General features: G+C 59.4%; 22 protein-coding genes. 9 read left to right on the forward strand and 13 right to left on the reverse strand.

The window, feature by feature from the left end; genetic code table 11:
* Nucleotides 1–8: 8 nt before the first annotated feature.
* From K0O24_RS07485 to ubiA, 8 genes are all read right to left on the reverse strand, one after another.
* The gene (locus K0O24_RS07485) at nucleotides 9–707 is read right to left on the reverse strand and encodes a DUF448 domain-containing protein (protein ID WP_219895216.1); all 699 of its coding nucleotides are present in this window, start codon (nucleotides 705–707) and stop codon (nucleotides 9–11) included.
* Entirely contained in the window at nucleotides 688–2277 is a 1590-nt protein-coding gene (nusA, locus tag K0O24_RS07490; protein ID WP_219895217.1) for a transcription termination factor NusA, read from the reverse strand. The genes K0O24_RS07485 and nusA overlap by 20 nt, the downstream gene beginning before the upstream one ends.
* A gap of 5 nt (nucleotides 2278–2282) precedes the next feature.
* Nucleotides 2283–2810: a ribosome maturation protein RimP gene (gene rimP, locus K0O24_RS07495; RefSeq protein WP_219895218.1), complete on the reverse strand. Its 528-nt coding sequence runs from the start codon at nucleotides 2808–2810 to the stop codon at nucleotides 2283–2285.
* Nucleotides 2811–2936: 126 nt separating this feature from the next.
* Nucleotides 2937–3614 (reverse strand): tRNA (guanine(46)-N(7))-methyltransferase TrmB, encoded by a 678-nt coding sequence (gene trmB, locus K0O24_RS07500; protein ID WP_219895534.1) that lies wholly within the window; start codon nucleotides 3612–3614, stop codon nucleotides 2937–2939.
* A 7-nt stretch (nucleotides 3615–3621) separates the two neighbouring features.
* Entirely contained in the window at nucleotides 3622–4062 is a 441-nt protein-coding gene (locus K0O24_RS07505) for a hypothetical protein (protein ID WP_219895219.1), read from the reverse strand.
* 49 nt (nucleotides 4063–4111) lie between these two features.
* The gene (locus K0O24_RS07510; protein WP_219895220.1) at nucleotides 4112–4891 is read right to left on the reverse strand and encodes a 3'(2'),5'-bisphosphate nucleotidase CysQ; all 780 of its coding nucleotides are present in this window, start codon (nucleotides 4889–4891) and stop codon (nucleotides 4112–4114) included.
* Nucleotides 4884–6230, reverse strand: coding sequence for a TldD/PmbA family protein (locus K0O24_RS07515; RefSeq protein ID WP_219895535.1), 1347 nt, complete (start codon nucleotides 6228–6230; stop codon nucleotides 4884–4886). The genes K0O24_RS07510 and K0O24_RS07515 overlap by 8 nt, the downstream gene beginning before the upstream one ends.
* Before the next feature lie 64 nt (nucleotides 6231–6294).
* On the reverse strand, nucleotides 6295–7212 hold the full coding sequence (ubiA, locus tag K0O24_RS07520) for a 4-hydroxybenzoate octaprenyltransferase (RefSeq protein WP_219895221.1): 918 nt from the start codon (nucleotides 7210–7212) through the stop codon (nucleotides 6295–6297).
* 14 nt (nucleotides 7213–7226) lie between these two features.
* Here ubiA and K0O24_RS07525 point away from each other — a divergent pair, with 14 nt between their 5' ends.
* Nucleotides 7227–7982 (forward strand): 16S rRNA (uracil(1498)-N(3))-methyltransferase, encoded by a 756-nt coding sequence (locus tag K0O24_RS07525; protein WP_219895222.1) that lies wholly within the window; start codon nucleotides 7227–7229, stop codon nucleotides 7980–7982.
* Here the strand turns inward: K0O24_RS07525 and sciP are convergent.
* A complete protein-coding gene (gene sciP / locus K0O24_RS07530) occupies nucleotides 7976–8275 on the reverse strand; it encodes a CtrA inhibitor SciP (RefSeq protein ID WP_219895223.1) in 300 nt (99 codons plus the stop codon). The two genes, K0O24_RS07525 and sciP, sit on opposite strands and share 7 nt — an antisense overlap.
* Before the next feature lie 102 nt (nucleotides 8276–8377).
* Nucleotides 8378–8659 (reverse strand): hypothetical protein, encoded by a 282-nt coding sequence (locus tag K0O24_RS07535; protein WP_219895224.1) that lies wholly within the window; start codon nucleotides 8657–8659, stop codon nucleotides 8378–8380.
* Between the two features lie 94 nt (nucleotides 8660–8753).
* Between K0O24_RS07535 and mnmA the strand changes: the two genes are divergently transcribed.
* Nucleotides 8754–9881 carry a tRNA 2-thiouridine(34) synthase MnmA gene (gene mnmA / locus K0O24_RS07540; RefSeq protein WP_219895225.1) on the forward strand — a complete coding sequence of 376 codons (1128 nt, stop codon included), beginning with the start codon at nucleotides 8754–8756 and terminating at the stop codon, nucleotides 9879–9881.
* Nucleotides 9882–9917: 36 nt separating this feature from the next.
* The gene (locus K0O24_RS07545) at nucleotides 9918–10799 is read left to right on the forward strand and encodes an alpha/beta hydrolase fold domain-containing protein (protein WP_219895226.1); all 882 of its coding nucleotides are present in this window, start codon (nucleotides 9918–9920) and stop codon (nucleotides 10797–10799) included.
* Nucleotides 10800–10809: 10 nt separating this feature from the next.
* Here the strand turns inward: K0O24_RS07545 and K0O24_RS07550 are convergent, their stop codons facing one another.
* Nucleotides 10810–11718: a cation diffusion facilitator family transporter gene (locus K0O24_RS07550; RefSeq protein WP_281421717.1), complete on the reverse strand. Its 909-nt coding sequence runs from the start codon at nucleotides 11716–11718 to the stop codon at nucleotides 10810–10812.
* Complete coding sequence (gene pdxH, locus K0O24_RS07555; RefSeq protein ID WP_246611168.1) at nucleotides 11715–12296, reverse strand: pyridoxamine 5'-phosphate oxidase; 582 nt, start codon at nucleotides 12294–12296, stop codon at nucleotides 11715–11717. The genes K0O24_RS07550 and pdxH overlap by 4 nt, the downstream gene beginning before the upstream one ends.
* Before the next feature lie 93 nt (nucleotides 12297–12389).
* Between pdxH and K0O24_RS07560 the strand changes: the two genes are divergently transcribed.
* Complete coding sequence (locus K0O24_RS07560; RefSeq protein ID WP_219895228.1) at nucleotides 12390–14846, forward strand: circularly permuted type 2 ATP-grasp protein; 2457 nt, start codon at nucleotides 12390–12392, stop codon at nucleotides 14844–14846.
* Nucleotides 14843–15727 carry a transglutaminase family protein gene (locus K0O24_RS07565; RefSeq protein ID WP_219895229.1) on the forward strand — a complete coding sequence of 295 codons (885 nt, stop codon included), beginning with the start codon at nucleotides 14843–14845 and terminating at the stop codon, nucleotides 15725–15727. Before K0O24_RS07560 ends, K0O24_RS07565 begins: the two co-directional genes overlap by 4 nt.
* A gap of 3 nt (nucleotides 15728–15730) precedes the next feature.
* Here K0O24_RS07565 and K0O24_RS07570 read toward each other — a convergent pair whose 3' ends face one another.
* Nucleotides 15731–16267, reverse strand: a complete 537-nt coding sequence (locus K0O24_RS07570; protein WP_219895230.1) for a hypothetical protein — start codon at nucleotides 16265–16267, stop codon at nucleotides 15731–15733.
* A gap of 269 nt (nucleotides 16268–16536) precedes the next feature.
* Between K0O24_RS07570 and K0O24_RS07575 the strand changes: the two genes are divergently transcribed.
* The 4 genes from K0O24_RS07575 to K0O24_RS07590 all read left to right on the forward strand — a co-directional run bounded on the left by K0O24_RS07575 (nucleotide 16537) and on the right by K0O24_RS07590 (nucleotide 24439).
* Nucleotides 16537–19674, forward strand: a complete 3138-nt coding sequence (locus tag K0O24_RS07575; RefSeq protein ID WP_219895231.1) for a TonB-dependent receptor domain-containing protein — start codon at nucleotides 16537–16539, stop codon at nucleotides 19672–19674.
* A gap of 109 nt (nucleotides 19675–19783) precedes the next feature.
* Entirely contained in the window at nucleotides 19784–21775 is a 1992-nt protein-coding gene (locus tag K0O24_RS07580) for a tetratricopeptide repeat-containing sulfotransferase family protein (RefSeq protein WP_219895232.1), read from the forward strand.
* Nucleotides 21759–22919 (forward strand): aspartyl/asparaginyl beta-hydroxylase domain-containing protein, encoded by a 1161-nt coding sequence (locus K0O24_RS07585; protein WP_219895233.1) that lies wholly within the window; start codon nucleotides 21759–21761, stop codon nucleotides 22917–22919. The genes K0O24_RS07580 and K0O24_RS07585 overlap by 17 nt, the downstream gene beginning before the upstream one ends.
* A complete protein-coding gene (locus K0O24_RS07590) occupies nucleotides 22916–24439 on the forward strand; it encodes a putative 2OG-Fe(II) oxygenase (RefSeq protein WP_219895234.1) in 1524 nt (507 codons plus the stop codon). The genes K0O24_RS07585 and K0O24_RS07590 overlap by 4 nt, the downstream gene beginning before the upstream one ends.
* The last annotated feature ends 8 nt before the right edge of the window (nucleotides 24440–24447 follow it).

Genomic DNA, 24447 nt, shown 5'->3' on the forward strand with positions numbered 1-24447 from the left:
ACTACCCTTCAATCCAAGTCCGCGCCGCGCGCCTGTGAACCTTGCGAACGCGTTTCGCAAGGTAAAGCGCTCAATTCGCGCCCGATAAATCCATGCCAGCGATCCAGTGCAGCAGAGATGCGAGCAGCAGCAGCCCGATCTGTCACTGCGAGATGGACCACATTTTCCCGCCCCAGTGCTTTTGACAATATAGTGCGGTTTGCTTCCAGAACCAACCCTACCTTGCCAGATCCTTCCAGGTCCGACCCGACGCGCCATGCCTGGTCCAGCTTTCGATTTCCGTCCTCACCTGCATCGCTCGCGTGCAAGAGAAGCAGAACCTGACCCTTCCGTGCCGCGTCCGCGATCCTGTCGGAACCCGTCACGAGTGAGCCGGAGCGCGCTTCCAGACCAAGCCGGTCCAGTGCTGCGCGTTCCAGTGCAGCCTCGGTGCGCGCAGGAAGATCCGCCGGCACGTTCACAGCGCTGGTCTTGAACGCACGAATCAAGGCGCCCCTGAGCTTGCCCTTCGAAAGCGCTGTCTCAAGCTCCGCCCTGTCGACGCCAATCCATGCGCCGCGCCCCGGCGCCCGCGCACGGACATCGGGAGCCACTTCGCCATCCGGACCGAGGGCAAGGCGTATGAGACCTCCCTTCGGCGTGCGATCACCACTGATTATGCAGCGGCGCTCGGGTTCATTTGCCGGCTCATGCTGGGGCGACCGCATCCGCGTCTCCCTCTTCCTCGAACCAATGTGCACGGGCAGCCATGATGATCTCGTTGCCCTGCTCTTCGGTCAAATTATATTCGGCGAGCACACCGCCCTTTGGTTCAGCGGTGCCGGCCTTGCGCCGCGGATCGACACGCTTCTTCTGGATCAATTCGTCAGTTGCGAGATCGGCAAGGTCATCAAGCGTCTTGATTCCAGCCTTGCCCAGGGTGACGAGCATGGCTTCGGTCAGGTGCGGCATTTCTGCAATTGCATCCTCGACGCCCAAAGTGCGACGTTCGGCGCGATTGGCTTCCTCGCGGCGGTCGAGCGCTTCCTGCGCCCGGCTCTGCAATTCGGCCGCCAGCTCTTCGTCGAACCCTTCGATGCTGGCGAGTTCTTCGACGCCAACATAGGCCACTTCTTCCAGGGCACCGAAGCCTTCGGCGACCAGCAGCTGAGCCAAGGTTTCATCGACGTCGAGCTCATTCTGGAACATTTCCGAATTCTCGACGAACTCGCGCTGACGCTTCTCACTGGCGTCTGTTTCGGTCATGATGTCGATTGCAGAATTCGTCAGCTGTGAAGCAAGACGAACATTCTGGCCGCGCCGCCCGATTGCCAGGCTCAGCTGGTCATCGGGCACAACCACTTCGATCCGACCCTCTTCTTCGTCGATAACGACGCGGCTGACAGTTGCGGGCTGGAGTGCGTTGACGACAAACGTCGCTGTATCCTCGCTCCAGGGAATGATGTCGATCTTTTCGCCTTGCATTTCCTGGACGACGGCCTGCACGCGGCTGCCCTTCATGCCAACGCAGGCACCGACCGGATCGATTGATCCGTCGCGGCTGATGACACCGATCTTGGCGCGGCTGCCCGGATCGCGGGCAGCGGCCTTGATCTCGATCACGCCATCATAGATTTCGGGCACTTCCTGCGCGAACAGCTTCTTCATGAAATCGGGATGCGCGCGGCTGAGGAAGATTTGCGGCCCCCGGTTTTCGCGCACAACGCGCAAGATCAACGAACGGACGCGGTCTCCAACGCGCGCCACTTCGCGAGGAATCTGGGCATCACGACGGATCACGCCTTCAGCGCGGCCAAGATCAACGACGACATGGCCAAACTCGACCCGTTTCACGACACCGGTAATGATTTCTCCCGCGCGATCCTTGAATTCCTCATACTGGCGTTCGCGCTCCGCGTCGCGGACCTTCTGGAAAATGACTTGCTTCGCAGCTTGCGCTGCAATGCGCCCGAATTCGATCGGGGGCAGGGGATCGACGATGAAATCCCCAACGGCCGACCCCGGCTGGAGCTTTTCGGCATCCTTCAGGTTTACCTGCTTGAAATAGTCGTCAACCTGCTCAACGACTTCGACAACGCGCCACAGGCGCATATCGCCGGAGGCCGGGTCTATCTTTGCGCGGATGTCGTTTTCCGCGCCATAGCGAGCACGTGCGGCGCGCTGAATTGCGTCTTCCATCGCTTCGAGCACAATGGCCTTGTCGATCAGCTTCTCTCGCGCGACCGAGTCCGCGATTGCGAGCAATTCTGCCTTGTTGGCTGAAATCGGGCTGGACATGAAAACTACCTCTCTTGTGAAATCGTGTCGACGCCCTCGGTGGAGAGCGGCGCCGTGGCCTTGATCAATGCATCGGTCAGCAGGAGCTTGCCGCTGGCAATGCTGGTGAATGGAATGCGAAGCGTTTCGCGGGTCTTTGGCGTCGTGATGAGAACGGTATCGCCATCCAAGCCTCCGATACGTCCGTCGACTTGCTTCCGGCCCTCGATCGTCTCCGAAAGCCTTAGCCGGGCATCGAATCCCGCCCAGTCATCATAGTCCGAAATGCGCGTCAGCGGACGGTCTATGCCCGGCGAGCTGACTTCGAGTCGATAGGCCTCTTCGATCGGATCGACCTCATCAAGCGTGTCAGAGATGCGGCGGGAGAGCTCCGCACAATCCTCGATCACTAGCTGGCGTGTATCAGGGCGTTCCGCCATAATCTGGAGTGTCGGGTCGGACTTACCTCCGAACATCGCAACGCGCACAAGCCTGAGCCCCATTGCAGTTGCATGAGGTTCTATCAGCTTCGTCAATGCGGCGATGTCCGCCATCCGCGCTCCAGTGCAAAAACCATGAGTTCTCGGCGCCGGACCCTTCGGGCCCGACCTCGTCAATGTTGCCAATGTCGAGAAACTCGGTCGCTCCCTAGCGCTACTCGCGGCAGGGCGCAAGCGCTGTTAGTTGCGGATATAGCGGAAGTACCAGACCTCATGCCCCAGACGCCGGGCCTTTCGCTCATAGCGGGTTTCGGGCCAGTCGGCAGGCCGGGTCAGAAAGTCCTGGGGACCGCTGACCTCCCAAGCGAAATCGCTTCGGCGGTTCATCTGCATGAGCGCCCAGCGCAAATAGACCGGGTGATCCGTGCCGAAGCGAAACTCTCCGCCCGGCTTCAACTTGGTCGCAATCCTGTCGAGCGGGCCGGGATTCATGAACCGCCGCTTCGCATGGCGCGCCTTGGGCCAAGGGTCTGGATGAAGCAGATAGACGCGATCAAGCGACGCATCCGGCAGTCTGGCCAGAACGTCAAGAGCATCGCCCATGTGCAGTCGGACGTTCTTGATGTCCTCCGCCTGTATATGCTGGAGCGCGCCGACCACGCCATTGATGAACGGTTCGCAACCGATCAGTCCATGGCCGGAATGGAGCTTTGCCTGTCCGGCAAGATGTTCCCCGGCACCAAAGCCGATCTCGAGTTGCAGCGGGCGATCATCCCCAAAGAGAGCGCGTGAATCGAGCGCGCCTTCCGGCACACTGATCTGAGGGAGGAGCACTTCCACCAGGCCTGCTTGCCCGGCACGCAACTTGTGTCCTTGCCGCCGACCATAAAGGCGGCCAATTGTCGTTGGATCACTCATCACGCGGTTAACGGCAGGGCCGCCCCTCATACTCGCGGCGATTCATGACGTAGGCCCGTCCGTTCCAGCGCATGACAGGAAAACAGAAGCCCGGCCCCCCGACCGAAATGTCCGGCCAGCGCCCGACACCCCTTGTCTTCAGGAATTCGGGAATGCCTTCGCTCGCGAACATGGATTTCCACGAGCCGTTCGGCTGCTTGCTAAGCAAGACGAAGCCAGTGCCAGCAGCGCCGTGACAAAATGTCCCATCTTCGCTGACCACGGCTTCCGGCCGCCCGTCGCCATTCAGGTCTTCAATCAGGTCGATCCGCGCCGATGCGTTCAGATCTTCCTTGCAGATCATCCAGCGCGCGCCACGTTTTGTGGCGCCGGCAGCGGTAAAGATCGCTGCCCTTTCCGGCAGCGTCAATGTTGCCACATTGGCTGCAATAACTAGCAAGCTGAGCATCGGCAAAGTCTAGGCGCGCAAGATCAAAAGGCAAGCCACTCCGGCCTGTTCAGCGGGCAAATGCCGAATTTGCGCGCTCTGCGAGCCGAGATACAGCTTCGGCATGGATTCCGGGGCTGGCGGCAAGCACGCCAAACGCATCGCCGCGCGTGGAATTATATCTCAGTGTGTTGCCGCGTGCATCGGTCACCGTAGCGCCTGCTTCCTGCGCAATCAGAGCGGCGGCGGCAATGTCCCATTCGAAGCCCCAACGCAGTGTTGCGACCAGATCGGCTTCTCCTGCCGCGACCATGGCCATGCGCAATGCAATCGAATTCGGCTTTTCAACAGGCACAAGATCGCTGTCCATGCGGGGGACGACATCCGCTGGAACTCTGGCCCCGGACAGGGTCGTTATGCTGCTGGGACGAACAAGCTCGCCGTTACGAAGTGCGCCCGCTCCTGTGGCGGCGCTCCAATGCTCACCGCGGGCTGGTGCATCAAGCACACCCAGCAAGGGTCGCCCGCCCTCGACGAGCGCAATGGAAATTGCCCAGCCGCGCCGCCCGCGGACAAAATCGCGGGTCCCATCTATGGGATCAACGACCCAGACCCTTGGCAGCAAAAGGCGCTCGGCACTGTCCGCGGTTTCTTCAGACAGCCAGCCGGCTTCAGGATCAAGCTCAGCAAGTCGCTGCTTCAACAACTGGTCAACAGCAAGATCAACTTCGCTGACCGGATTGCCGGGCGATTTCTCCCACTGTTCAAAATCCCCTCGCCAGTGGTTCATGGCAAGCGCACCCGCCTCGCGCGCGACGGCGCTGACGGCATCAAGAAATGTGTCAGTCACCTGCCAATGTCATCCCGTCTACCCGCAAGGTGGGCACGTTCGTGGCATAACGAAATTCCAGATCGTTGGCAGGTACAAGTGCGGCAAACATGTCCTTGAGGTTGCCCGCGATGGTCACTTCCGCCACCGGGCCTGCGATTTCCCCGTCGACGATAAGGAAGCCAGAGGCACCGCGACTATAATCGCCCGTCAGTCCATTGACGCCCATGCCAATCAGTTCGTTGACGTAAATGCCATATTTGATGTCAGCCATAAGGGCCGCCGGGCTCACGTCGCCGGGAGCCATATGGAGGTTCGACGTGCCGGTACCAGGCGCGCCACCGCCACCGCGGGTTGCATGGCCGGTCGGCGATAAGCCCAATTGGCGGCCCGATGCACTGTCAATCAACCAACCCGTCAGGATGCCGTTCAGGATGATTTGGGTGCGATGGGTCGCAAGGCCCTCCCCATCGAACGGCCGAGAGCGCAATCCACGAACGCGCAGAGGATCATCAATCACCTGAATGCCGGAAGAGAAGACGGCCTGCTCCAGCTTGTCGAGCAGGAAGCTTGTTTTGCGGGCAATGGAAGCGCCTGTAATAGCCCCGGCCAGATGCCCCAGCAAGGAGTTGCCCACACGGGGATCGAAAATGACAGGCATCTCCCCGCTCTTGAGTTTTATCGGACCAAGGCGTGCAACCGCTCGCTCGCCCGCCGCCCGGCCGATATCCTGCGGAGCTTCCAGATCCGCCAGATGCCGCGCGGAATGATAGGCATAGTCACGCTGCATGCCGCCACCTTCGCCGGCAAGGACACTTGCCGAAATTCCGTGGCTTGAGCCACAATAGCTGGCAGCAAAACCATGGCTTGTCGCCAGCGCCATGACCGCCATTGAAGCGCTGGCACTGGCACCTTCACTGTTCGTAACGCCCATGACCGAGCGCGCGGCTTCCTCCGCAGCCAGTGCGCGTTCGCGCAATTGCTGAGGATGCACCTCCGTTTCGTCGAAAAGTTCAAGTGCAGGAAGATCGTCCCGCATGAGTCGGTCTTCCGGAGCCAGACCCGCAAATGGATCTTCTGGCGCCTCGCGAGCCATTGCAACCGCGCGTTCGGCCAGTGCCGTCATGGCTTCAACCGACAGGTCAGATGATGACGCGCTGGCGGAGCGAGACCCGACGAAGACCCTGAGGCCAATATCCTCGCCTTCCGACCGGTCGACATCTTCCAGTACGCCAAGGCGCATCTGCACATGGGTCGCACCATTGCCTGAATAGACGACATCGCAGGCATCAGCGCCTGCCTTCATTGCGCGCGTGACCAGATCAGCGGCGCGATCTTTCGCTTGTTCATTCGTGAGCATCATTGGCGCATAGAGCGGGAAGGCTTCGGGTTGAAGCCTTTTGTGTGCGCAGCTGACAAGCAAATCAGGCTGTTGAGCCCACTACGGCGCAAGCCATTGCAACGAGCAGTCCGGCGAATCGGTTGGACCGGAACTTGGCCAATGCATCATCACCATTGCTGACCCGCAGAGATGAAATCTGCCAGGCAAAATGGAGTGCTGCTGGCAGCAGCGCTGCCAGTCCAAGCAGTTGAGGCCGCAAGAGCCAGAATGCGCCGGCCCAACAGCCAAGCGCCAAGGCATAGAAGATAGTCACGCCAGCCTTCACATGGGCGCCGAGCCTGAGCGCGGAGGATCGCACACCGATCAGGGCGTCGTCGTCCCGGTCCTGAAGTGCATAGATCGTGTCATATCCGATAACCCAGGCAATGCTGCCTAAATAGAGCAGCACCATTGCGCTGGCCGCTGTTCCCGTAACAGCGAACCAGCCAACCAGAACGCCCCAGGAAAATACGATTCCAAGCCAGGCCTGGGGCCACCAGGTGATGCGCTTCATGAAGGGATAGGCAGCGACAGGCGCAAGGCTCGCAATTGCGACAAGCTGTGCTTCTGGTCGTAACTGAACCAGAACAATGAGGCCGATCAGGCTGAGCAGAACGAGCCAGGCCCAGGCCGCTCGCGTCGAAACGGCCCCGCTCGCGATGGGTCGCAGGCGCGTGCGCTCGACTTGAACATCAAGATCGCGATCCACAATGTCATTGTAGACGCACCCTGCGCCCCGCATTGCCATTGCACCAAGCAGCATCCAGAAGATCAGCGGCCAATGGGTTTGCATGCCGCCCGCCAGCAAAACGCCCCAGGCGCAGGGCCAGAACAGCAGCCACCAGCCAATCGGCCGGTCGAATCGGGCAAGCAGGGCATAGGCGCGCAACGCGGGTGGGAGTTTCCCGACCAGCCCTTTAAGCTGGCTATCAGGAACGATTTCGGTCTGCAGCGTCTCCATGCTAGGGCATCATTATGCCCGCAACGCCCGCCTGGCCACCCCAATCGACACCGCGACTCTTCGTCGAGTCGCCGCTGGCAGACGGCATTGAACTGTCGATATCAGGCCCACAGGCCCATTATCTGCTTTCGGTCATGCGCATGAAGATTGGGTCGCCGGTCAAATTGTTCGACAATATTTCGGGCGAATGGCTGGCCGAAGTGGCGATTATCGGCAAGCGGGACTTGATCCTGCGTGTCACGGGGCATCTGCGGGAGCGCGAAGCGGTTCCCGATATCTGGCTCCTCGCTGCGCCGATCAAGAAAGCGCGCATCGATCTGGTCGCGGAAAAAGCCAGCGAATTGGGCGTTGCGCGATACCAACCCGTCATCACGCGGCGCACTGTGATCGAGCGACTCAATCTGGATCGCCTGCGAAGCCATATGGTTGAGGCCGCCGAACAGTGCGGACGGACAGTGGTCCCTGATTTGGGAGGACCGGTGAAACTGCCTGCCCTGTTGCGGGATTGGCCAACCGGCCGAACTCTCTATTTCGCGGATGAAAATGGGGGAGAGGTGTTTGCCAGGGTTGCGGCGGCGCACCAAGGTCCGGCCGCTATCCTTATCGGGCCTGAGGGTGGTTTCGACGACGAGGAGCGCACCTTGATACGCGCGCTTCCGCAATCAGTTCCGATTTCGCTTGGTCCGCGAATTTTGAGGGCGGAAACCGCAGCCATCGCTGCGCTTGCCATATGGATGGCAAGCGCAGGCGATTGGCGCGACGTTCAATAGCGCTGCTGGCGCTCGTATAGGGTCTTATAATGCTGGATACGCGTCACGCGAAGGCCCGGCATGCCGGAACGATCGACGGCGCGCTGCCAACTGGCGAATTCTTCGAGTGTGAGGCCATAACGGTCACACACTTCGTCGACGGTCAACAAGCCGCCATTCACAGCCGCAACGACTTCTGCCTTCCGCCGCACGACCCAACGGGTGGTGGATGGCGGTGGGAGAGAATCGACCGTCAGCGATTCGCCGAGAGGGCCAATCACTTGCGCGGGACGGATTTTCTGGTTCTCGATCATTGTTACCTCAAACGCATACGACCGGAGCCGTCTCTGCCTGTGAATTCGCTTCTAATGCCAAGGGGTTGAAACAAAGCTAAAATGCCAAGGTAAATGCCATGGTTACAAAGATTTACTTTGTGTGACGATTGTGTCGGCGATTTCGGCGTTGAAACTTCCGACCTTGGGAGCCGCCGCATCCCGCCCGCCCCCTAGAACGAACTGCGCAATTTCAGGATGCTCCTCCTTTGCAGGATCCTCTGCCAGTTTTGCGCGCAATTGCGCCAATGCTGTAGGTGAAACCGCCTGCCGAGCAGACATATCCGCCAAGAGGCGTGCCAGATTAGTGGACGCTTTCAGCCCGGTCTTTTGGTCGCGGCGTCGCCGTGCAAAGCTTAAATCCATGCCCCTTCATCGCAGAAATTTCTAAATGCGATGTAAACCATGTTCAAAATTGCTGGCGGTGTTCAGCAGCCGATTGCTGTGATAGGCCCTCTCCATGCTCGATCTTTTCCAACTCGACGGCCCTGCAAAGGCGCGCCGGATCGTTGTCGCCATGTCCGGTGGAGTCGATTCGTCGGTGGTTGCAGCCCTTGCCGCTCGCACGGGAGCAGAAACGATCGGGATCACACTCCAGCTTTATGATCATGGCCAGGCTATAAGTCGGGTGGGCAGCTGCTGCGCTGGCCAGGACATTCGCGATGCGCGCGCCGTGGCTGATCGCATTGGCATTGCACATTATGTTTTCGATCACGAAAGCCGCTTTCGCGAAACAGTGATCGATCAGTTCGCGGATGAATATCTGCGCGGGCGAACTCCCATCCCCTGCGTTCGGTGCAACATGGGGGTAAAATTCACGGACCTGTTTCGTCTGGCCCGGGAACTGGGTGCTGATTGCCTTGCGACCGGCCACTATGCCCGCCGGATTATTGGTGAAGCAGGTCCGGAGTTGCATCGTGCCCTTGATCCTGCGCGCGATCAGAGCTATTTTCTGTTCGCTACGACCAACGAACAGCTCGATTATCTGCGGTTCCCGCTTGGCGGCATGCCGAAATCGGATGTCCGCGACATAGCTCAGGACATGGGTCTTGCCGTCGCGTTGAAGCCGGACAGCCAGGACATATGCTTCGTCCCTAACGGCGATTATGCCAGCGTTGTCCGCAAGATCAGGCCCGAAGCGGAAGCGTGTGGTGATATTGTCGATCAGCATGGCAACAGGCTTGGGCAGCACAAGGGACTCATCCACTACACTGTCGGCCAGAGGCGCGGCCTTGATATTGGAGGGTTGGCCGAGCCTTTCTACGTAATCCGCCTGGATCCGGAATTGCAGCAGGTCGTCGTCGGCCCGAAAGCTGCGCTTGCGGTTGCAGCGGCCCGGCTTGGCGAACCGACTTGGCTGGGAACAGCAGAACAGCGACGAGTCCATGCCAAAGTCCGGTCTCTGGCAAAGCCGGTTCCCGCCCGTCTGGACGGAGAATGGCTTTATTTTGAAAATCCGGAATTTGGCGTGGCGCCCGGTCAGGCTGCCGTACTCTATGACGGTGATCGCGTTTTGGGCGGCGGCTGGATCGAAGAAACTGCCGGTTTAGGCTTGGACCAGCTTGTTGAATCGGGCGCGGCCGCATAGTCTCAGGCAAAAGACGCCCAAGGGGATATTGCCTGTATGCCGAGTTTTGCTGCGCGCTTTGCTGCTTTTGTGCTCCGCACGACCGGAGTTTACCGCAAGCTCTATTCAGGCGGTCCGGACTTTCACAAGCATCAGGCAAAGGCGCTTTCTGTACCCAGTGAACCGTCAGCAAAATTGCAGGCCCGCCTATCGATAACGCGCCGCGAGTTTCGGGGTCGGCCTGTTTGGGACATTGCGCCGAAAGATCGGGCGCCCAGCCTGACAATGCTTTATTGGCACGGTGGCGGATATGTCTATCCGGCAACACCAGGGCATTGGGATTTCGCTGCACATATGGCGAGTGTGCATGGCATGCGAATGATCGTGCCGCTTTATCCATTGGCCCCGATGGCAGAAGTCGGTGAGATTACCGAATTCGCGCTAGACTTCTATAAGGACCTGATCGGCAGGGCTGACACAGGCAGGTTTGTGATGGGCGGGGACTCGGCGGGCGGAGGCCTGGCCGCTGCAACGGCCATCGCTGCGCGCGACGCCGGGTTGCCGATGCCGGAGCGCCTTGTCCTGATTTGTCCATGGCTCGATGCCAGCCCCAGCCACCCTGATCAGCCGGCCATCGAACGGCGCGACGCAATCCTGACGATCCGCGGCATTCGCGAGGCAGGTGAAATGTATGCCGGCGCAGCAGGGGTCAGAGATCCCCGCGTCAGCCCAATACATGCGGATTGGTCCGGCCTCCCGCCGATACTGGCTTTTGGAGGGAGCGATGACATCCTCGTCGTCGATGCGCGCGCGCTTGAGGCGAAGGTGCCATCCCTGAACTATGTTGAGGGATCGGGCCTTATGCATGACTGGCCGATCTTCAGTTTTCCGGAATCGCGCAAGGCTCAGGCACAAATGGCTGCCTTTGCTTCTGGCTAGTTAGGTATCCCTAAGCGACCAATCCGCGCTCCGGGTCGGAATGCCCTTCGGGATCAGGGTGAATCAGGATCTCGGTTCCGGGAAATTCTTGCATCAGTCGGGCTTCAACCTCGTCCATGACGCGATGGGCTTCCAGAACGGTCATCATGGGGTCGACCCACACATGAAACTGGACGAATTCGTGCGATCCGCTTGACCGGGTCCTGAAATCGTGGATCCCCTTGAGCTCCGGATGGCTTCGGGCAACGGCAAGAAAGCGCTCCCGCTTGTCCTCGGGCCATTCCTTGTCCATCAGTTGGCCAACAGCGTGGCTCGCAACATCCTTCGCATGCCAAAGCAGCCAAAAGCCAATTCCAATGCCGAAGACCGGGTCGGCGCCGTGCATGTGCAGCATGGAATCCAGAATGAGCGCGAAAATGACCGATGCGTTGAGCACCAGATCGCTGGCATAGTGCACCTGATCCGCCTTGATGGCGACCGATCCGGTCTTGCGCACAACATAGCGCTGGTAACTGACCAGCCCGATTGTCGCTATGATCGCGACGACCGAAACGCCGATGCCCAGCTCCGGGCTCTCCGGTGCCCGACTTTCACCGATCTGGCTCAGGCCACGCCAGCCGATCGCCACAGCAGAGGCTGAAATGATTCCGGTCTGGAACAGTGCGGCAAGCGCTTCCGCCTTGCCATGGCCATATGCGTGGTCGTCATCTGCGGGTTGCGCGGCAAGCCTCACGGAGAAAAGCGTGACGAGCGATGCGACGATATCGAGCGCCGTATCCGCAAGCGAACCGAGCATCGCGACTGAGCCGGTCTGCCAGGCTGCCCAGGCTTTGAGTCCGAGCAGGGAGACGGCCATGGAAACACTGGCAATGGCAGCCCGCTGCGTCAAAGCGCCGCGGAGCTTCGCGTTTTCGTTCACGGGTAAAGCAGGCCTTCTTCCCAGCTATCTGGGCCAGTGCGGATGAAGAGATGTCTTTCATGCAATCGATGCGCACGATCCTGCCAGAATTCAATCCGCTGAGGATTGACTCTGTAGCCCGACCAATGGGGCGGGCGCGGCACAGGCTGGTCCTTAAACCTTTCGGCCATCTCGGCGAAGCGCGCTTCGAAAATTTCGCGTGACGCAAGCGGGCGCGATTGGTCCGATGCCCAGGCGCCGAGTTGAGAATCCCGACTGCGCGTCGCGAAATAGGTGTCGGCCGTTTGGTCGTCGACGCTCAGCACTTCTCCCTCGATGCGAATTTGCCTCCGCAAGGATTTCCAATGGAAAAGCAAAGCTGCAAAGCCGCGCTCAGCAATCTGGCGCGCCTTGTTGCTCTCCTTGTTTGTATAGAAAACAAAGCCATCGGGACCATGACCCTTCAACAGCACCATTCTTACAGAGGGCTGTCCATCGGCATTGGCAGTGGCCAGCGCCATTGCATTGGAGTCATTGAGTTCTGTTTTTCTCGCCTCTGCGAACCAGAGATCGAACAATGAGAAGGGCTCGGCTGGCATGCGGGATCTCCTAGCCAAGCCGTGGCTTGAAGTCGAGCGCCGCTTGCCCTGCGCAACTTGATGTGGTGAAGCGACTTTCCATGGAAGGTGCAGATGACACATTTGGCTGAAGGCCCGGTCGCGCAGGGGGCTGCCGAGGCGATCTTGGCAGCTTATTGTGGCCAAGCCGGGCCCGGCGACGTCATGTGTGGTGCGTCCGCAGCTGATACAGCAGTGTGGCATGCGATCCTTGAGGAAATCCTGGCGGCCGGCAGTGGCAGCATTGTTCAGGTGCAGGAGCAGCTTCAGCGTCATGTCCAGGAAATAGGGACGAGCTTTCGCCTGCCGAATGAAGGTGAGGAGCGACCTTGGCCGGTTTCTCCCTTGCCGCTGCCAATTTCGGAGGATGAGTGGTCAGGCATTGCGTCGGCTATCGTCCAGCGGGCAGAACTGGCCGAATTGTTGCTTGCCGATATCTACGGGCCGCACCGCCTTGTAGCGGCGAATGTGCTGCCGACAGCAGCCTTGACTGGAAGTCCACAATTTCTGAGGCCAATGGTCGGAATCCCGCCGCCGGGCGGACATTATCTCAACATTTTTGCAGCAGATCTGGGCAGAGGCCCGGATGGATCCTGGCGTGTGCTTGCGGATCATACCCGGTCGCCGGCCGGAGCCGGCTATGCACTCGAGAACCGGCTGGCAGCGACGCAGGTCGTCGGTGGCCTGTCCGAGCGGCTGAACATTGAACGTCTGGCGCCGTTCTTTGCTGATCTTCGCGCCGGCATCGCGGCGCGTTGCGAGCGGAGCGATCCGAGGCTTGCGCTCCTAACTCCCGGGCGGTTCAATCAGAGTTATGCCGAACAAGCCCATCTTGCGCGTTACCTCGGGTTGTTGCTGGTGGAAGGTGCCGACCTCGCGGTCCACGATGATCGGGTCTACCTCCGGACGATCGAGGGCCTGAAGCGGGTAGACGCGCTTTGGCAGCGCATGGATGCGCGCCTCCTCGATCCGCTGGCGCTGGATTCACGGTCTGCAATCGGCGTGCCCGGCCTCGTTGACGCGTTGGCGGCAGGTGGCATCGTCATTGCCAATTTCCCAGGCTCTGCAGTGCTGGAAGCACCAGCCTTTGCTGCGTTCATGCCGCAACTGGCACAACGCCTTTTGGGTGAACCGTTGCTGCTGCCGAACATCGCCACATGGTGGTGCGGGCAGGCGCGCGAAGCCGAGCATGTTGTCGCCGAACTCGACAATCTTGTGATCGACGCTGCATTTGCAACACCTTTGCTCGGGCTCGGCCAAGGCGGCACGAGGCTAGGAAGCGAGATGCGCGGTCAAGAACGCACGCGGTTGCTCGATGATATCGCGCGGAGGCCACAAGACTATATAGGGCAGGAGATCGTGCATCTTTCCACCATGCCTGTCGCTGCGGAAGGCAGTCTTTTGGCCCGCCCGTTTACGTTACGTGTGTTTGCAGCACGTGATGCAAACGGCGCCTGGACAGTCATGCCCGGCGGCTTTGTGCGTATTGGCGCAGCTGCAGATGTGCGGGCAACGTCAATCGGCGCCGGCACGCGATCTGCCGACGTGATTGTTCATGGAGCCCAGCCGGTGGTTCCCATCACCCTTCGTTCTGCCAGCCAGGCGATCCGGCGTAATCCTGGAACCTTGCCTAGTCGGGTCGCGGACAATCTGTTCTGGCTTGGCCGTTATCTCGAGCGCGGTGAAGCAGTGCTCGGCCTCGTTCGCGCAGGTTCCGCCAGCGCAAGCGCCGGGAAGGGCAATCAGGAGACGACGCAGCGCCTTTGCAACCAGCTGATCGCCATGGATGCCGTGCGATGGGACGCGAACGCCAATCCCGGCCAGATTTTTGCGGCAGCCATTGCCAATCAGGACTGCACCTCCAGTGTCTCGGCGCTCCTCAAGGCGGCACGTGCAATCGGCGCAGGTTCGCGCGAACGGATATCGTCAGACTTCTGGCAGATGCTCGACGCTCCTTTCCCGGCAGACGGGCCATTCCAGCAACGGAGTCTGATACTGCGAGCGCGGTTTGCAGCTTTTGCCGGATTGGCTGCGGAACATATGGGCCGAACCGCCGGATGGAGATTCCATGATCTTGGGCGGAGGATCGAGCGGGCCCTCAATTTTGCGCGTCTGCTTCGGGCCTTTGCCGCGGACGATGCGTCGGCCAACGACCTGACGGCGCTCCTTGAACTCGCAGATGTGCAGATCAGCTACCGTCAGCGCTACGCAACCGGGTTGGCCCTGATGCCGGTCAGGGACCTTGTTGGTCTTGATCCCTTCAATCCGCGCTCTATCAGTTTTCAGGCCAATGCCATCCATGAACATCTGGATGCACTTCCGCGCCTGAAGGATGACGGGATGGCAGAACCGCAGCAGGCAGCGGCAACGGGATTGGTCGCGCTGATATCGACCTTGTCGGCGACGATGTTGACGCCCGAGGTCTGCAATGATCTGGAAAGCAGGATGTATGCGCTGTCCGACGCGATCAGCCAGCGGTTCTTCCTGCGCGGCAGCGAAGCATTGCGTGCGTCGGGAATGACTTTGGCATGACGTTATTCGCGATCCGGCATTTGACGTGCTTCAGCTATGAAAAGCCGGTCCACTTTTCTCGCTCCAATCTGCGGTTGGAGCCGATCACCTGGCCCGGCCAGACTTTGGTCAGTCACAAGATTACCATCAATCCCGGGGGGCAGCTCGCTCCCGCTCCGCTGCGTTCTGCGCTGGTTAACCTGACTCGGCTCATTATCCCCGGCGCGACGACGAGCCTTGAAATCATCAGCGAATCTCGGGTTCAGGTGGATCGGACACCCCAGCTGTCATGGCTTGGGGAACCGAGCATAGCAGAGGTCGGGCGACTGGCGCGCGAGAGCGCGGATATTTCTGATCTTTCGCCCGCAAATTTCCTTTACCCTTCGAGCTTCACGCCGGTGGATGCCGGCATTGCGGACTGGAGCGCCGATGTTCTGCAAGGAGAGCGACCAGTCTTTGCCGCAGCCTATGAGCTGGCAGTGCGCATCCAGCGAGAGTTTCGTTACGACCCAAATGCCACAATGGCGGAAACGCCGCCTGCAGTGGCCTTTGCTGCTCGTGCCGGCGTTTGCCAGGATTTCTCCCAAATCATGATATGTGCATTGCGGGCAGCGGGAATTCCTGCGGCCTATGCATCGGGTTATATTCGCACTGAGCCCGCGCCCGGACAGGATCGCCTTCAGGGGGCTGATGCGACCCACGGTTGGGTGCTGGCCTGGTGCGGACCCGAAAAGGGCTGGCTCGGCCTCGATCCGACAAACGGAATTGCCATGGGCGGCGATCACATCGTCATGGCAGTCGGGCGGGACTATCTCGACATTGCGCCCATCGATGGCGTGTTCAACGGCTATGGCGCGCAGGAAATCTTTGTCGAAGTCGATGTCGAAGCCGTCGGCGACTAGCGTTTAGTAGATGCGCTTCACCTTGATGCCCGGCTGCTTACGTACGGACATCTTGTAGGTGCCAAGTGCAGCGCGCTTGATGACAACCGGCATGCCCGGCTTGGGAGAAAGCGCAAGTGGCGAAAAGTCCATCTGCTGCCAGGTTGAGCCTTCAGCAATGGTGATAATCCAGCCTTCGCCATTGTAGCTGGCAGACTTTACGGTCGATTCCAGTTCGGCAATCTGGTTTTCCTTATTGTCGTCGTCATCACCGCCACCGAACAGGCCCAGATTGGGCAGTGGCAATCCAAACAGGGTCCGCCTGGTTTTCTGGACTTGTTGCTTGTCCACCATATAGACTTCATTCTTTGCAGCCGCCTCATCAAGGCGGGCAACCTCGGCATCGTAACAGGCCAAGCGTTGCGTGGCGTCCGTTATGGCACGGCAATCAACCACCTTCTGGAGGAATTCGGAACGCGGCATCGGCTTCTTTGCATCCTTGGCGAATGCTGGCGTAGCCAGCATAGCCAAACCAGCGCACAGATATGCGGCCTTCATCATGCTCCCCTTCTACTGTTACGGTGCATTCCCTGATTGCCACCAAAATCAAAGTTAGCCAAGCGCTGCCCGAGTGTTGCAAATTGGTGACAGTGCAGGCGTAACATTCTGTCGCGACCGTGAAACACGTTTACATCGGCCGTCCCCTTAGGCAAACCCCGGCGCAAGTCGGCATATGGGAGTGTGCCTGCGTTTGCACTCCCTTGTCGCTGGCGAAAAAATCAGAGCCAATTTATTGGCTTTACACTCCAGAAGTAAGGGACTGGAACAACATGAAAACTCAGAAATTCTATAGTCGTGCGCGCCTTAGCGCTGGCGTTGCATCGGCTGTTATCGGCTTTGCTATGCTCGCGACTCCCGCCTTCGCGCAGGAAGCTGCCAACGAAGAAGATAGCGGTGACATCATCGTAACGGGTTCGCGCATTCCGCAGCCGAACCTTGAAGGCATCAGCCCGGTGACTTCTGTCAACGCACAGGACATCAAGCTCTCGGGTACGGTGAAGGCAGAAGACCTTCTGAACTCGCTGCCTCAGGTTTTCGCGGCGCAGTCCTCGACGCTGTCGAACGGCGCAACGGGTACCGCCACGGTCGACCTTCGCGGTCTTGGCTCGTCACGTACGCTGGTCCTGATCAACGGTCGTCGCTTGATGACGGGTGATCCAAACAGCACAAGCTCGGCAGCCGACCTTAACTTCATCCCTACACAGCTAGTCAAGCGCGTTGATGTTCTGACCGGTGGCGCTTCGGCAACCTACGGCGCTGACGCCGTCGCCGGCGTTGTCAACTTCATCATGGATACCGATTTCGAAGGTTTCCGAGTCGATGCGAACTACGGCTTCTATCAGCACAACAACCGCAACAAGATCACTCCGCCGCTCCTCAATGCGCGCGCTGCAGCGGGCTTCAGCGGCTATGGCTACCCGACCGGCAGCGTTGCCGACGGCGGCACATTCGATGGCAGCGTCTCGTTCGGCGGCAAGTTCGGTGATGACCGCGGTCACTTCACGGCCTATGTTGGTTACCGCAAGGCAAAGCCCGTGCTTCAGTCGAATCGTGACTACAGCGCCTGCACGGTGCAGGTAAATGACCGCCTCGCGGGCGGTTTTACTCCCAACTCGCCGCTTCAGTGTGGTGGTTCGGCTACTTCGGCAACGGGTACCGCCTTCTATTTCGTGACCAGCACGACATCATCCACGGTTGGTGCACTCGGGCCGGGAACGCTAACACAAGGCACGCTCAACCGTTACAACTTCGCTCCGACCAACTATTTCCAGCGTCCGGACGAACGTTATACCGCGGGTGCCTTTGTTGATTATGAAATCAGCGATGCTGTGAAGCCTTACATGGAATTCATGTTCATGGACGATCGCACGCTTGCGCAGATCGCGCCGTCGGGTGATTTCGGTAACACGTTGACGGTCAACTGCGACAACCCGCTCATGTCGGCCTCGCAGCTCAGCCAGATTTGTAATCCTGGTAACTTGATCAACACTTTCATCGGGAATTTTCCGGTGGCAACAAATGCAGGGTACAACCCGCTTGGCAATATACTTGACCCGAATGATCCCGCATTTGTCCCACCAATCGCTTTCCCCAACTCGGTACCCGGGGCTGCGAATGGGACATACAACAAGGCGTTCTTTCAGTTGCTTCGCCGCAACGTCGAAGGTGGCCCGCGGATCAACGACCTTCAGCACACCGCGTTCCGCACCGTAATCGGAACCAAGGGTGACCTCGGTAAGGGCTGGGCTTATGACGCCTATTACCAATATGGCCGAACCAACTATTCGCAGGTCTACAGAAACGAGTTCTCGGTGGCGCGTTTGACCCGGGCACTTGATGTTGTTGACGATCCGCGCGTTGCTGGCATTCAGGCGGTTTGTCGTTCGGCACTCGACGGCACTGATCCAAATTGCGTTCCTTACGACATCTTCGGTGGAACGCCTTCGGCCGCTTCGCTCGCCTATCTCAATGCGACTGGCTTCCTGAAGGGGCAGACTTCGCAGCAGGTCCTGAGTGGCAGCTTGACCGGCGATCTGGGCGAGTATGGCTTCAAGACGCCTTGGTCGGACGATGGTGTCGCTCTTGCACTGGGTGTCGAGTATCGCAAGGACTCTCTTGAACTGAACGCTGACAACGCCTTCCAGACCGGCGATCTAACCGGTCAGGGTGCGCCGACGCTTGATGTTGCCGGCAACTACAAGGTCAAGGAAGTCCTTGGTGAAATCGAAGTGCCAATCGTGCGCGACAGTTTCATCAAGAACCTGACCTTCAATGGCGGCATCCGTCACTCAAGCTACAAACTCTCGAGCGGCCGGTCGATCAGCACCGACACATACAAGTTGGCGCTTGATTTCTCACCGGTGTCGGACATCCGCTTCCGTGGAACCTACAACCGCGCTGTTCGCGTTCCGAACATCCAGGAACTCTTTGCACCGCAGTTTGTCGGCCTCGACGGTTCGACCGATCCTTGCGCTGGCACGCCAATTACGGCAGCCCAAGTTGGTTGTCTGGCACAGGGCCTTTCACTGGGCCAAGGTGTGACCGCCAACCCGGCAGCCCAGTATAATGGCCTGCTTGGCGGCAACCCGAACCTGCTGCCCGAAATTGCCACGACGAAGACTCTCGGTGCTGTGTTCACGCCCCGGTTCATTCCTGGCTTCTCGATGACGCTCGACTGGTTCGACATCAAGATCAAGAAGGCGATCCAGGGATATGGTGCTGATGCCATCCTGACAGCTTGCGGTTCGGGCAATCTCACGGCTTGCGGCCTGATCAATCGCGATCCTGCCGGTTCGCTGTGGCTGACGTCGAACGGCTATGTGCAAGATCTGCAGACCAACGTCGGCAGCTTCAGCACGCGCGGGCTTGAAATTAACGGAAATTATTCCCGCGAAATCGGCAGCGCTGGAACCGTCTCGCTCAGCCTCATTGGTACTCTGCTCGACACCTACAAGGTCGACAACGGACTGACGGAGATTTACGACTGCGCTGGCTACTTCGGCCCGACTTGCGGCACTCCGGCTCCGAAGTGGAGGCACAAGGCTCGTGTTTCGTTCAATGCTGCAAACGGTCTGGGCATGTCGCTCCAGTGGCGTTACTTCGGTTCGGTTGATGCCGAATACAAGAACCCGAGCCAGACGCTGAACGGAAACGTTTACGACTACAACTCGTCTATTGCGGCCCAGAGCTATTTCGATCTGGCCCTGACCGCAAAGTTGGGTGACCGGTTCCGCTTCCAGCTTGGTGTGAACAATTTGCTCGATCGCCAGCCGCCAGTTGTCCACTCGGGCAGCGGCAACTTCGGCCAGAGCAACTGCGCCAGCACGGTCTGCAACGGGAACTCCTATCCCGGCACTTATGACTCGCTGGGTCGTTACATCTACTCGGGTATCACGCTGGACTTCTAATCCGGCCTGACACCGTCTAAATGCTGGCGGCGGTCCCCATCCCGGGGCCGCCGCCAAATTTTTGTTCAAAGCGCGCCGATTGGCGGTGCGCAACCGAGGGAATGCAGGGGTGTCGAATTCGGAAGATGCAGTCCGCCAAATTGCCGCACTCGCCCGCGCGGGCCAACTTAATGCGGCGGCGATACAGGTCATTGATGCCCTTGCCCGGAATCCGGGGGACCCGGTTCTCTCTGCGCTTGGCGGAGCGGTGGAATTTCACCGCGGTCAATTCAAGCGGGCTATTCCCTATCTTGAAGCGGCATTGCAGCATAAGCCGAATGACCTGACCATTCGCATCAACCTCGCCGAGTCCCATTTTCACGAAGGCGACAATGCGGCTTCGCTCCGGTTGTGCGAGGAGGCAATTGCCCTCGCCGACCCAAGCCTTCGGCTCGCCAGACTCGGCGCGCATCTGGCGCAAGAGCTGGAGGACTTTCCGCTCGCGGTCCGCCTGTATCGGCATCTCGTCAAGCAGGACGCCAAGGATTGGTCGCTGTGGAACAACCTTGGCAATGCGCTGGGCTTTGCGGGTGATCATGATGGAGCAGTTGAGGCACTGCAGAAGGCAATCGCGCTCGCTCCCGACTCCCAGCCGATCCGCATCAATCTTGGCAATGCCCTGATTGACGCCGGGCGGGGTGACGACGCTGAGGCGGTTCTCACCCAAGCCGGCAAGGATTTCTCTGATGACCCGGCACCGTTCCTCTCGCTTTTCAACCTTTACCGTCTGGTAGGTCGAGAGGATGATGCCTATGCCGCAATCGTTGAGGCTGCACGACGAGCGCCAGATGATGCCTCAATCCAGTCCGATCATGGGCAGGAGGCGGCACGTCGCAACCTCTATGACGAAGCTGAGGCTGCTTTCGAAGCTGCAGTGCGGCTCGACCCCAAATTGGGGCCGCCTTATGTCGGCTTGGCTTCGGTCTATGAACGGATGAATCGCGAATTGGAGCTTGAGCCTCTTCGCGTCCGTGCCGAGGCGGCGGGAACCGACGCGCAATCGATGTCTTACATCGATGCATTGCGCTTCAAGCGGGCCGAGGCTTTTGACGATGCTTTTGCAGCCCTTGAGGCCGCTGGCGATGTCATTGTTCCGGGTCGAAAACATCATTTGCGGGGGATCATGCTTGACCGGTTGGGCAAGTACGATGATGCTTTTGAAGCCTTTACCTCGATGAATGAGCATTGGCAGGCTGATCCGTCGATGCCAGCAGAACGCGCCCGGCAATATCGTGAAATGATCGTCTCGTCGACTGATGTGCTGACGCCTGAGTGGCTTCAGAACTGGACTCCGGCGTTGCCACTCAAGGATCGCTCAACGCCGATATTCATTGTCGGATTTCCCCGATCTGGAACGACACTGCTGGATACCATGCTTATGGCGGACCCTCGAGTTCGGGTGCTTGAGGAAGAGCCGTTTCTCGTGCAGGCCGAGCAGGAACTGGGAGGCGTTGAAGCACTGGCGGTGGCAACCGAAGACCAGATCCGCGTTGCGCGGGAAGGTTATTTCGAGCGAGCAGCATCAGTTTCCAAGCTTGAGGCGGATTCGATCATTGTCGACAAGCATCCGATGCATCTCAACAAGGTGCCGGTCGCCCTCAGGCTCTTTCCCGATGCGCGCTTTGTCCTTGCAATGCGGCATCCGTGCGACGTGCTGCTGAGTTGCTACATCACCAATTTCCGCATCAATTCGGCCATGGCCAATTTCCTTGATCTCAACGATGCTGCGGCACTTTATGACCTGACCTTCACCAATTGGGAAAAGGCCCGCGGCCTGTTTGATATGCCCGTGGCAACAATCGTTTATGAAAGGCTGGTCGAGGACACGCAGGGCCAACTGGAGCCGGTGTTCGACTGGCTTGGCCTCCAATGGCCCGGCAAGGCGTTCGACCATACCAAGGCTGCGCGTGCACGCGGAACGGTTGCGACCGCAAGCTATGCGCAGGTGACCGAGCCGATCTACAGCCGCGCCAAGGGGCGGTGGACCAAGTATCGCCGCCATCTTGAACGGATCCACCCCGTTCTCGCGCCGTGGATCGAACGTTATGGCTATGACTTCTGACGCGCAGGAACGCGAGCGGCATGCCGATGCCCTTGCAGCTGCCGGCGATCTGGCCGGCGCGCGTCAAGTTCTGGAGGGGATCGTCGCGACGGAACCCAGTGCCGGGCGCTGGTTGAAACTTGGTGCCTTGTGCAGGGCTGCTGGCGATCTCAAGACGGCGCTGAAGGCGGTTGAACGCTCGCTCTCATTGGCGCCCCTTGATTTCATGGCTCTGATGAGCCGGGCCGCGATCCTTGAGCGCTTGGGTCGAGCGGAGGCCGCTGAGGCCTATAGCAATGCACTGGCCCAGCGCCCCCCGGAAGTCGAAGGCCAGCTCTCACGCATGGTTGCTCACGCCGAGCAGGTGAGTGCAGCCTATGTTGCGCAGCGCGAATCCACGATGAAGGCTGCCCAGGCCACGGCGCTTGCCGCAGCGGATGAGGAAGAGGCGATCCGGATCAATCGCTTCCGGGACAATGCCCTGCGCCGCACGCGGGTATGGCATTCCGAACCGACGCATTTCCATTTTCCCGGCCTGATCGAGCGAGAGTTTCATGATCGATCGGCCCATGGCTGGCTCGAAGCGCTCGAAGGGGCTTTTCCGGATATCCTGTCCGAGTTTCAGACGGTCGTTTCCGCCGAGCGGGCCGAACTCGTTCCCTATGTGCAATATGCCGAGCATGAGCCGCTCGACCAATGGCGCGACCTCAATCATTCCCGCGACTGGACGGCTATCCATCTGTGGCAGAACGGGCGGCGCATCGAAGCCAATGCGCGACATTGTCCAAGGACAATGGCCTTGCTCGAAACCTTTCCTCAGCCGCGGATTGCAGGTTGCTCGCCTAATGCGATGTTCTCGCTTCTGGCACCGGGCGCGATCATTCCGCCGCATGTCGGAGTGAACAACACGAGGCTTGTCTGCCACCTTCCTTTGGTGGTTCCGCAAGGGTGCTGGTTCCGCGTTGGGGCGGAGACGCGATTTTGGGAAGCGGGCAAGGCGTTTGTCTTTGACGATACGATCGAGCACGAGGCTGCCAATCCGAGCAGCGAACTGCGCGTCGTTTTCATCATCGACATTTGGCACCCCGGCCTGAGCCCGGTTGAACGGGAAGCTGTGCGGCTCTTGCTCGAGGCTGACGCTGGCGACAGCACGCAGGGCCTGTGACGATCGAGAGCCTGTTGAGCGCGGCGCGTGCCGATACTGGGAATGCTGCCGCCCTTGAAGCTCTTGCAAGCCATGCCCTTGCCCATCAGCAGGAACATCAGGCGCTTGGAGTTGTCGAGGAGGGGGCGAAGCGCCACAAGAGCAACGCCCGACTGTGGCAGTGGCTGGCTCTGCTTCAGCGTGCGGCAGATGACCGGGTTTCTGCCCTCGATTCTTTTGCGCGGGCAGCGGCCCTCGCGCCGCTAGATGCAAGCATAGCGAAAGGGCTGGCGCAGACTCGACTTGAGGCAGGTCTGCCTGCAGTCGATGCCTTTGCCAAAGCCAGACAACTAGCACCAAATGACGGGGATATTGTCCTTGGCGTCACTGCGGCCCTTTTTTCCGAAGGTCAGGCAGAAACCGCGATATCCATCCTCGCCGGTAATGTTGGGGCCAACCCGTTATGGCTTTTCGGACATCGCGATCTGGTCCAGCTCCGCTGGATGATGGGTGAGGGACAAGCGGCCTTTGCTTCGCTGCGAAGTGCGATCTCCACCAATCCCGAAAGTGAAGCACTTTGGGCGCAACTCGTTCACGCGTTGATGCAGGCCGGTCTCAATGATGACGCGCTTTCAGTCATCACGGAAGGTCGCAAGACTATGGGAGATACTCCCCGTTTTGCCGTAAACGAAGCCGTCATTCGTTCGGATGCTGGTGATCGGGTCGGTGCAGCACATCTTTTCGAGGGCTTTTCGGATGGAGATGATGCGACTGTCGCAGTCCGGATTATCCGTCACCATCTGCGTTATGAAGAAGTCGATGCGGCCGCAAAGCTGGTTCACCGCTGGATCGGTCGGCCAGGCGAAGCGCTGGTTTGGCCCTATGCTTCGCTCTGCTGGCGATTGCTCGGCGATGCGCGTGCGGACTGGCTTGAAGGGGAGGCAGCCTTGGTCCGCGTCTTTGACATTGCGGACAAATTGCCCCCACTTGAGCATCTTGCTGATCTGCTCCGAAGGCTGCATGTCGCGCGCAGCCAACATCTCGATCAGTCGGTGCGGGGAGGCACTCAGACTGATGGAGCCCTCTTTGCCCGGATAGAACCGGAAATCAGGCATCTGCGCGCTGCCATTGCCGTGGCTGTTGCCGAATATCTGGCTGCACTTCCCGAACGCGACGCCGGCCACCCGACTATTGGTCCGCGCCGTGATCAGCCTGTCCGATTTGCCGGGTCATGGTCTGTCCGGCTGGCTGGCAAGGGCTTTCACGCGAATCATGTTCATCCGGCTGGCTGGATCAGTTCTGCGCTGTATGTTGCGCTGCCGGAACATCGACCAGAAGATGGTCCAAATGCTGGCTGGCTGACGCTCGGTTCTCCTGAGGCTGGTTTGGGCCTTCATATGCCTCCAACACGCCTGATAGAACCAAAGCCGGGCAGGCTGGTGATGTTTCCCTCAACAATGTGGCACGGCACCTTGCCCTTTGAAGCAGGTGAGCGTCTGACGATTGCCTTCGATGTTGCTCCTCCGATGGCAGAGGTTTGAGGATCAAC

It is taken from the genome of Aquisediminimonas profunda (assembly GCF_019443285.1).
Lineage (GTDB): Bacteria > Pseudomonadota > Alphaproteobacteria > Sphingomonadales > Sphingomonadaceae > Aquisediminimonas > Aquisediminimonas profunda.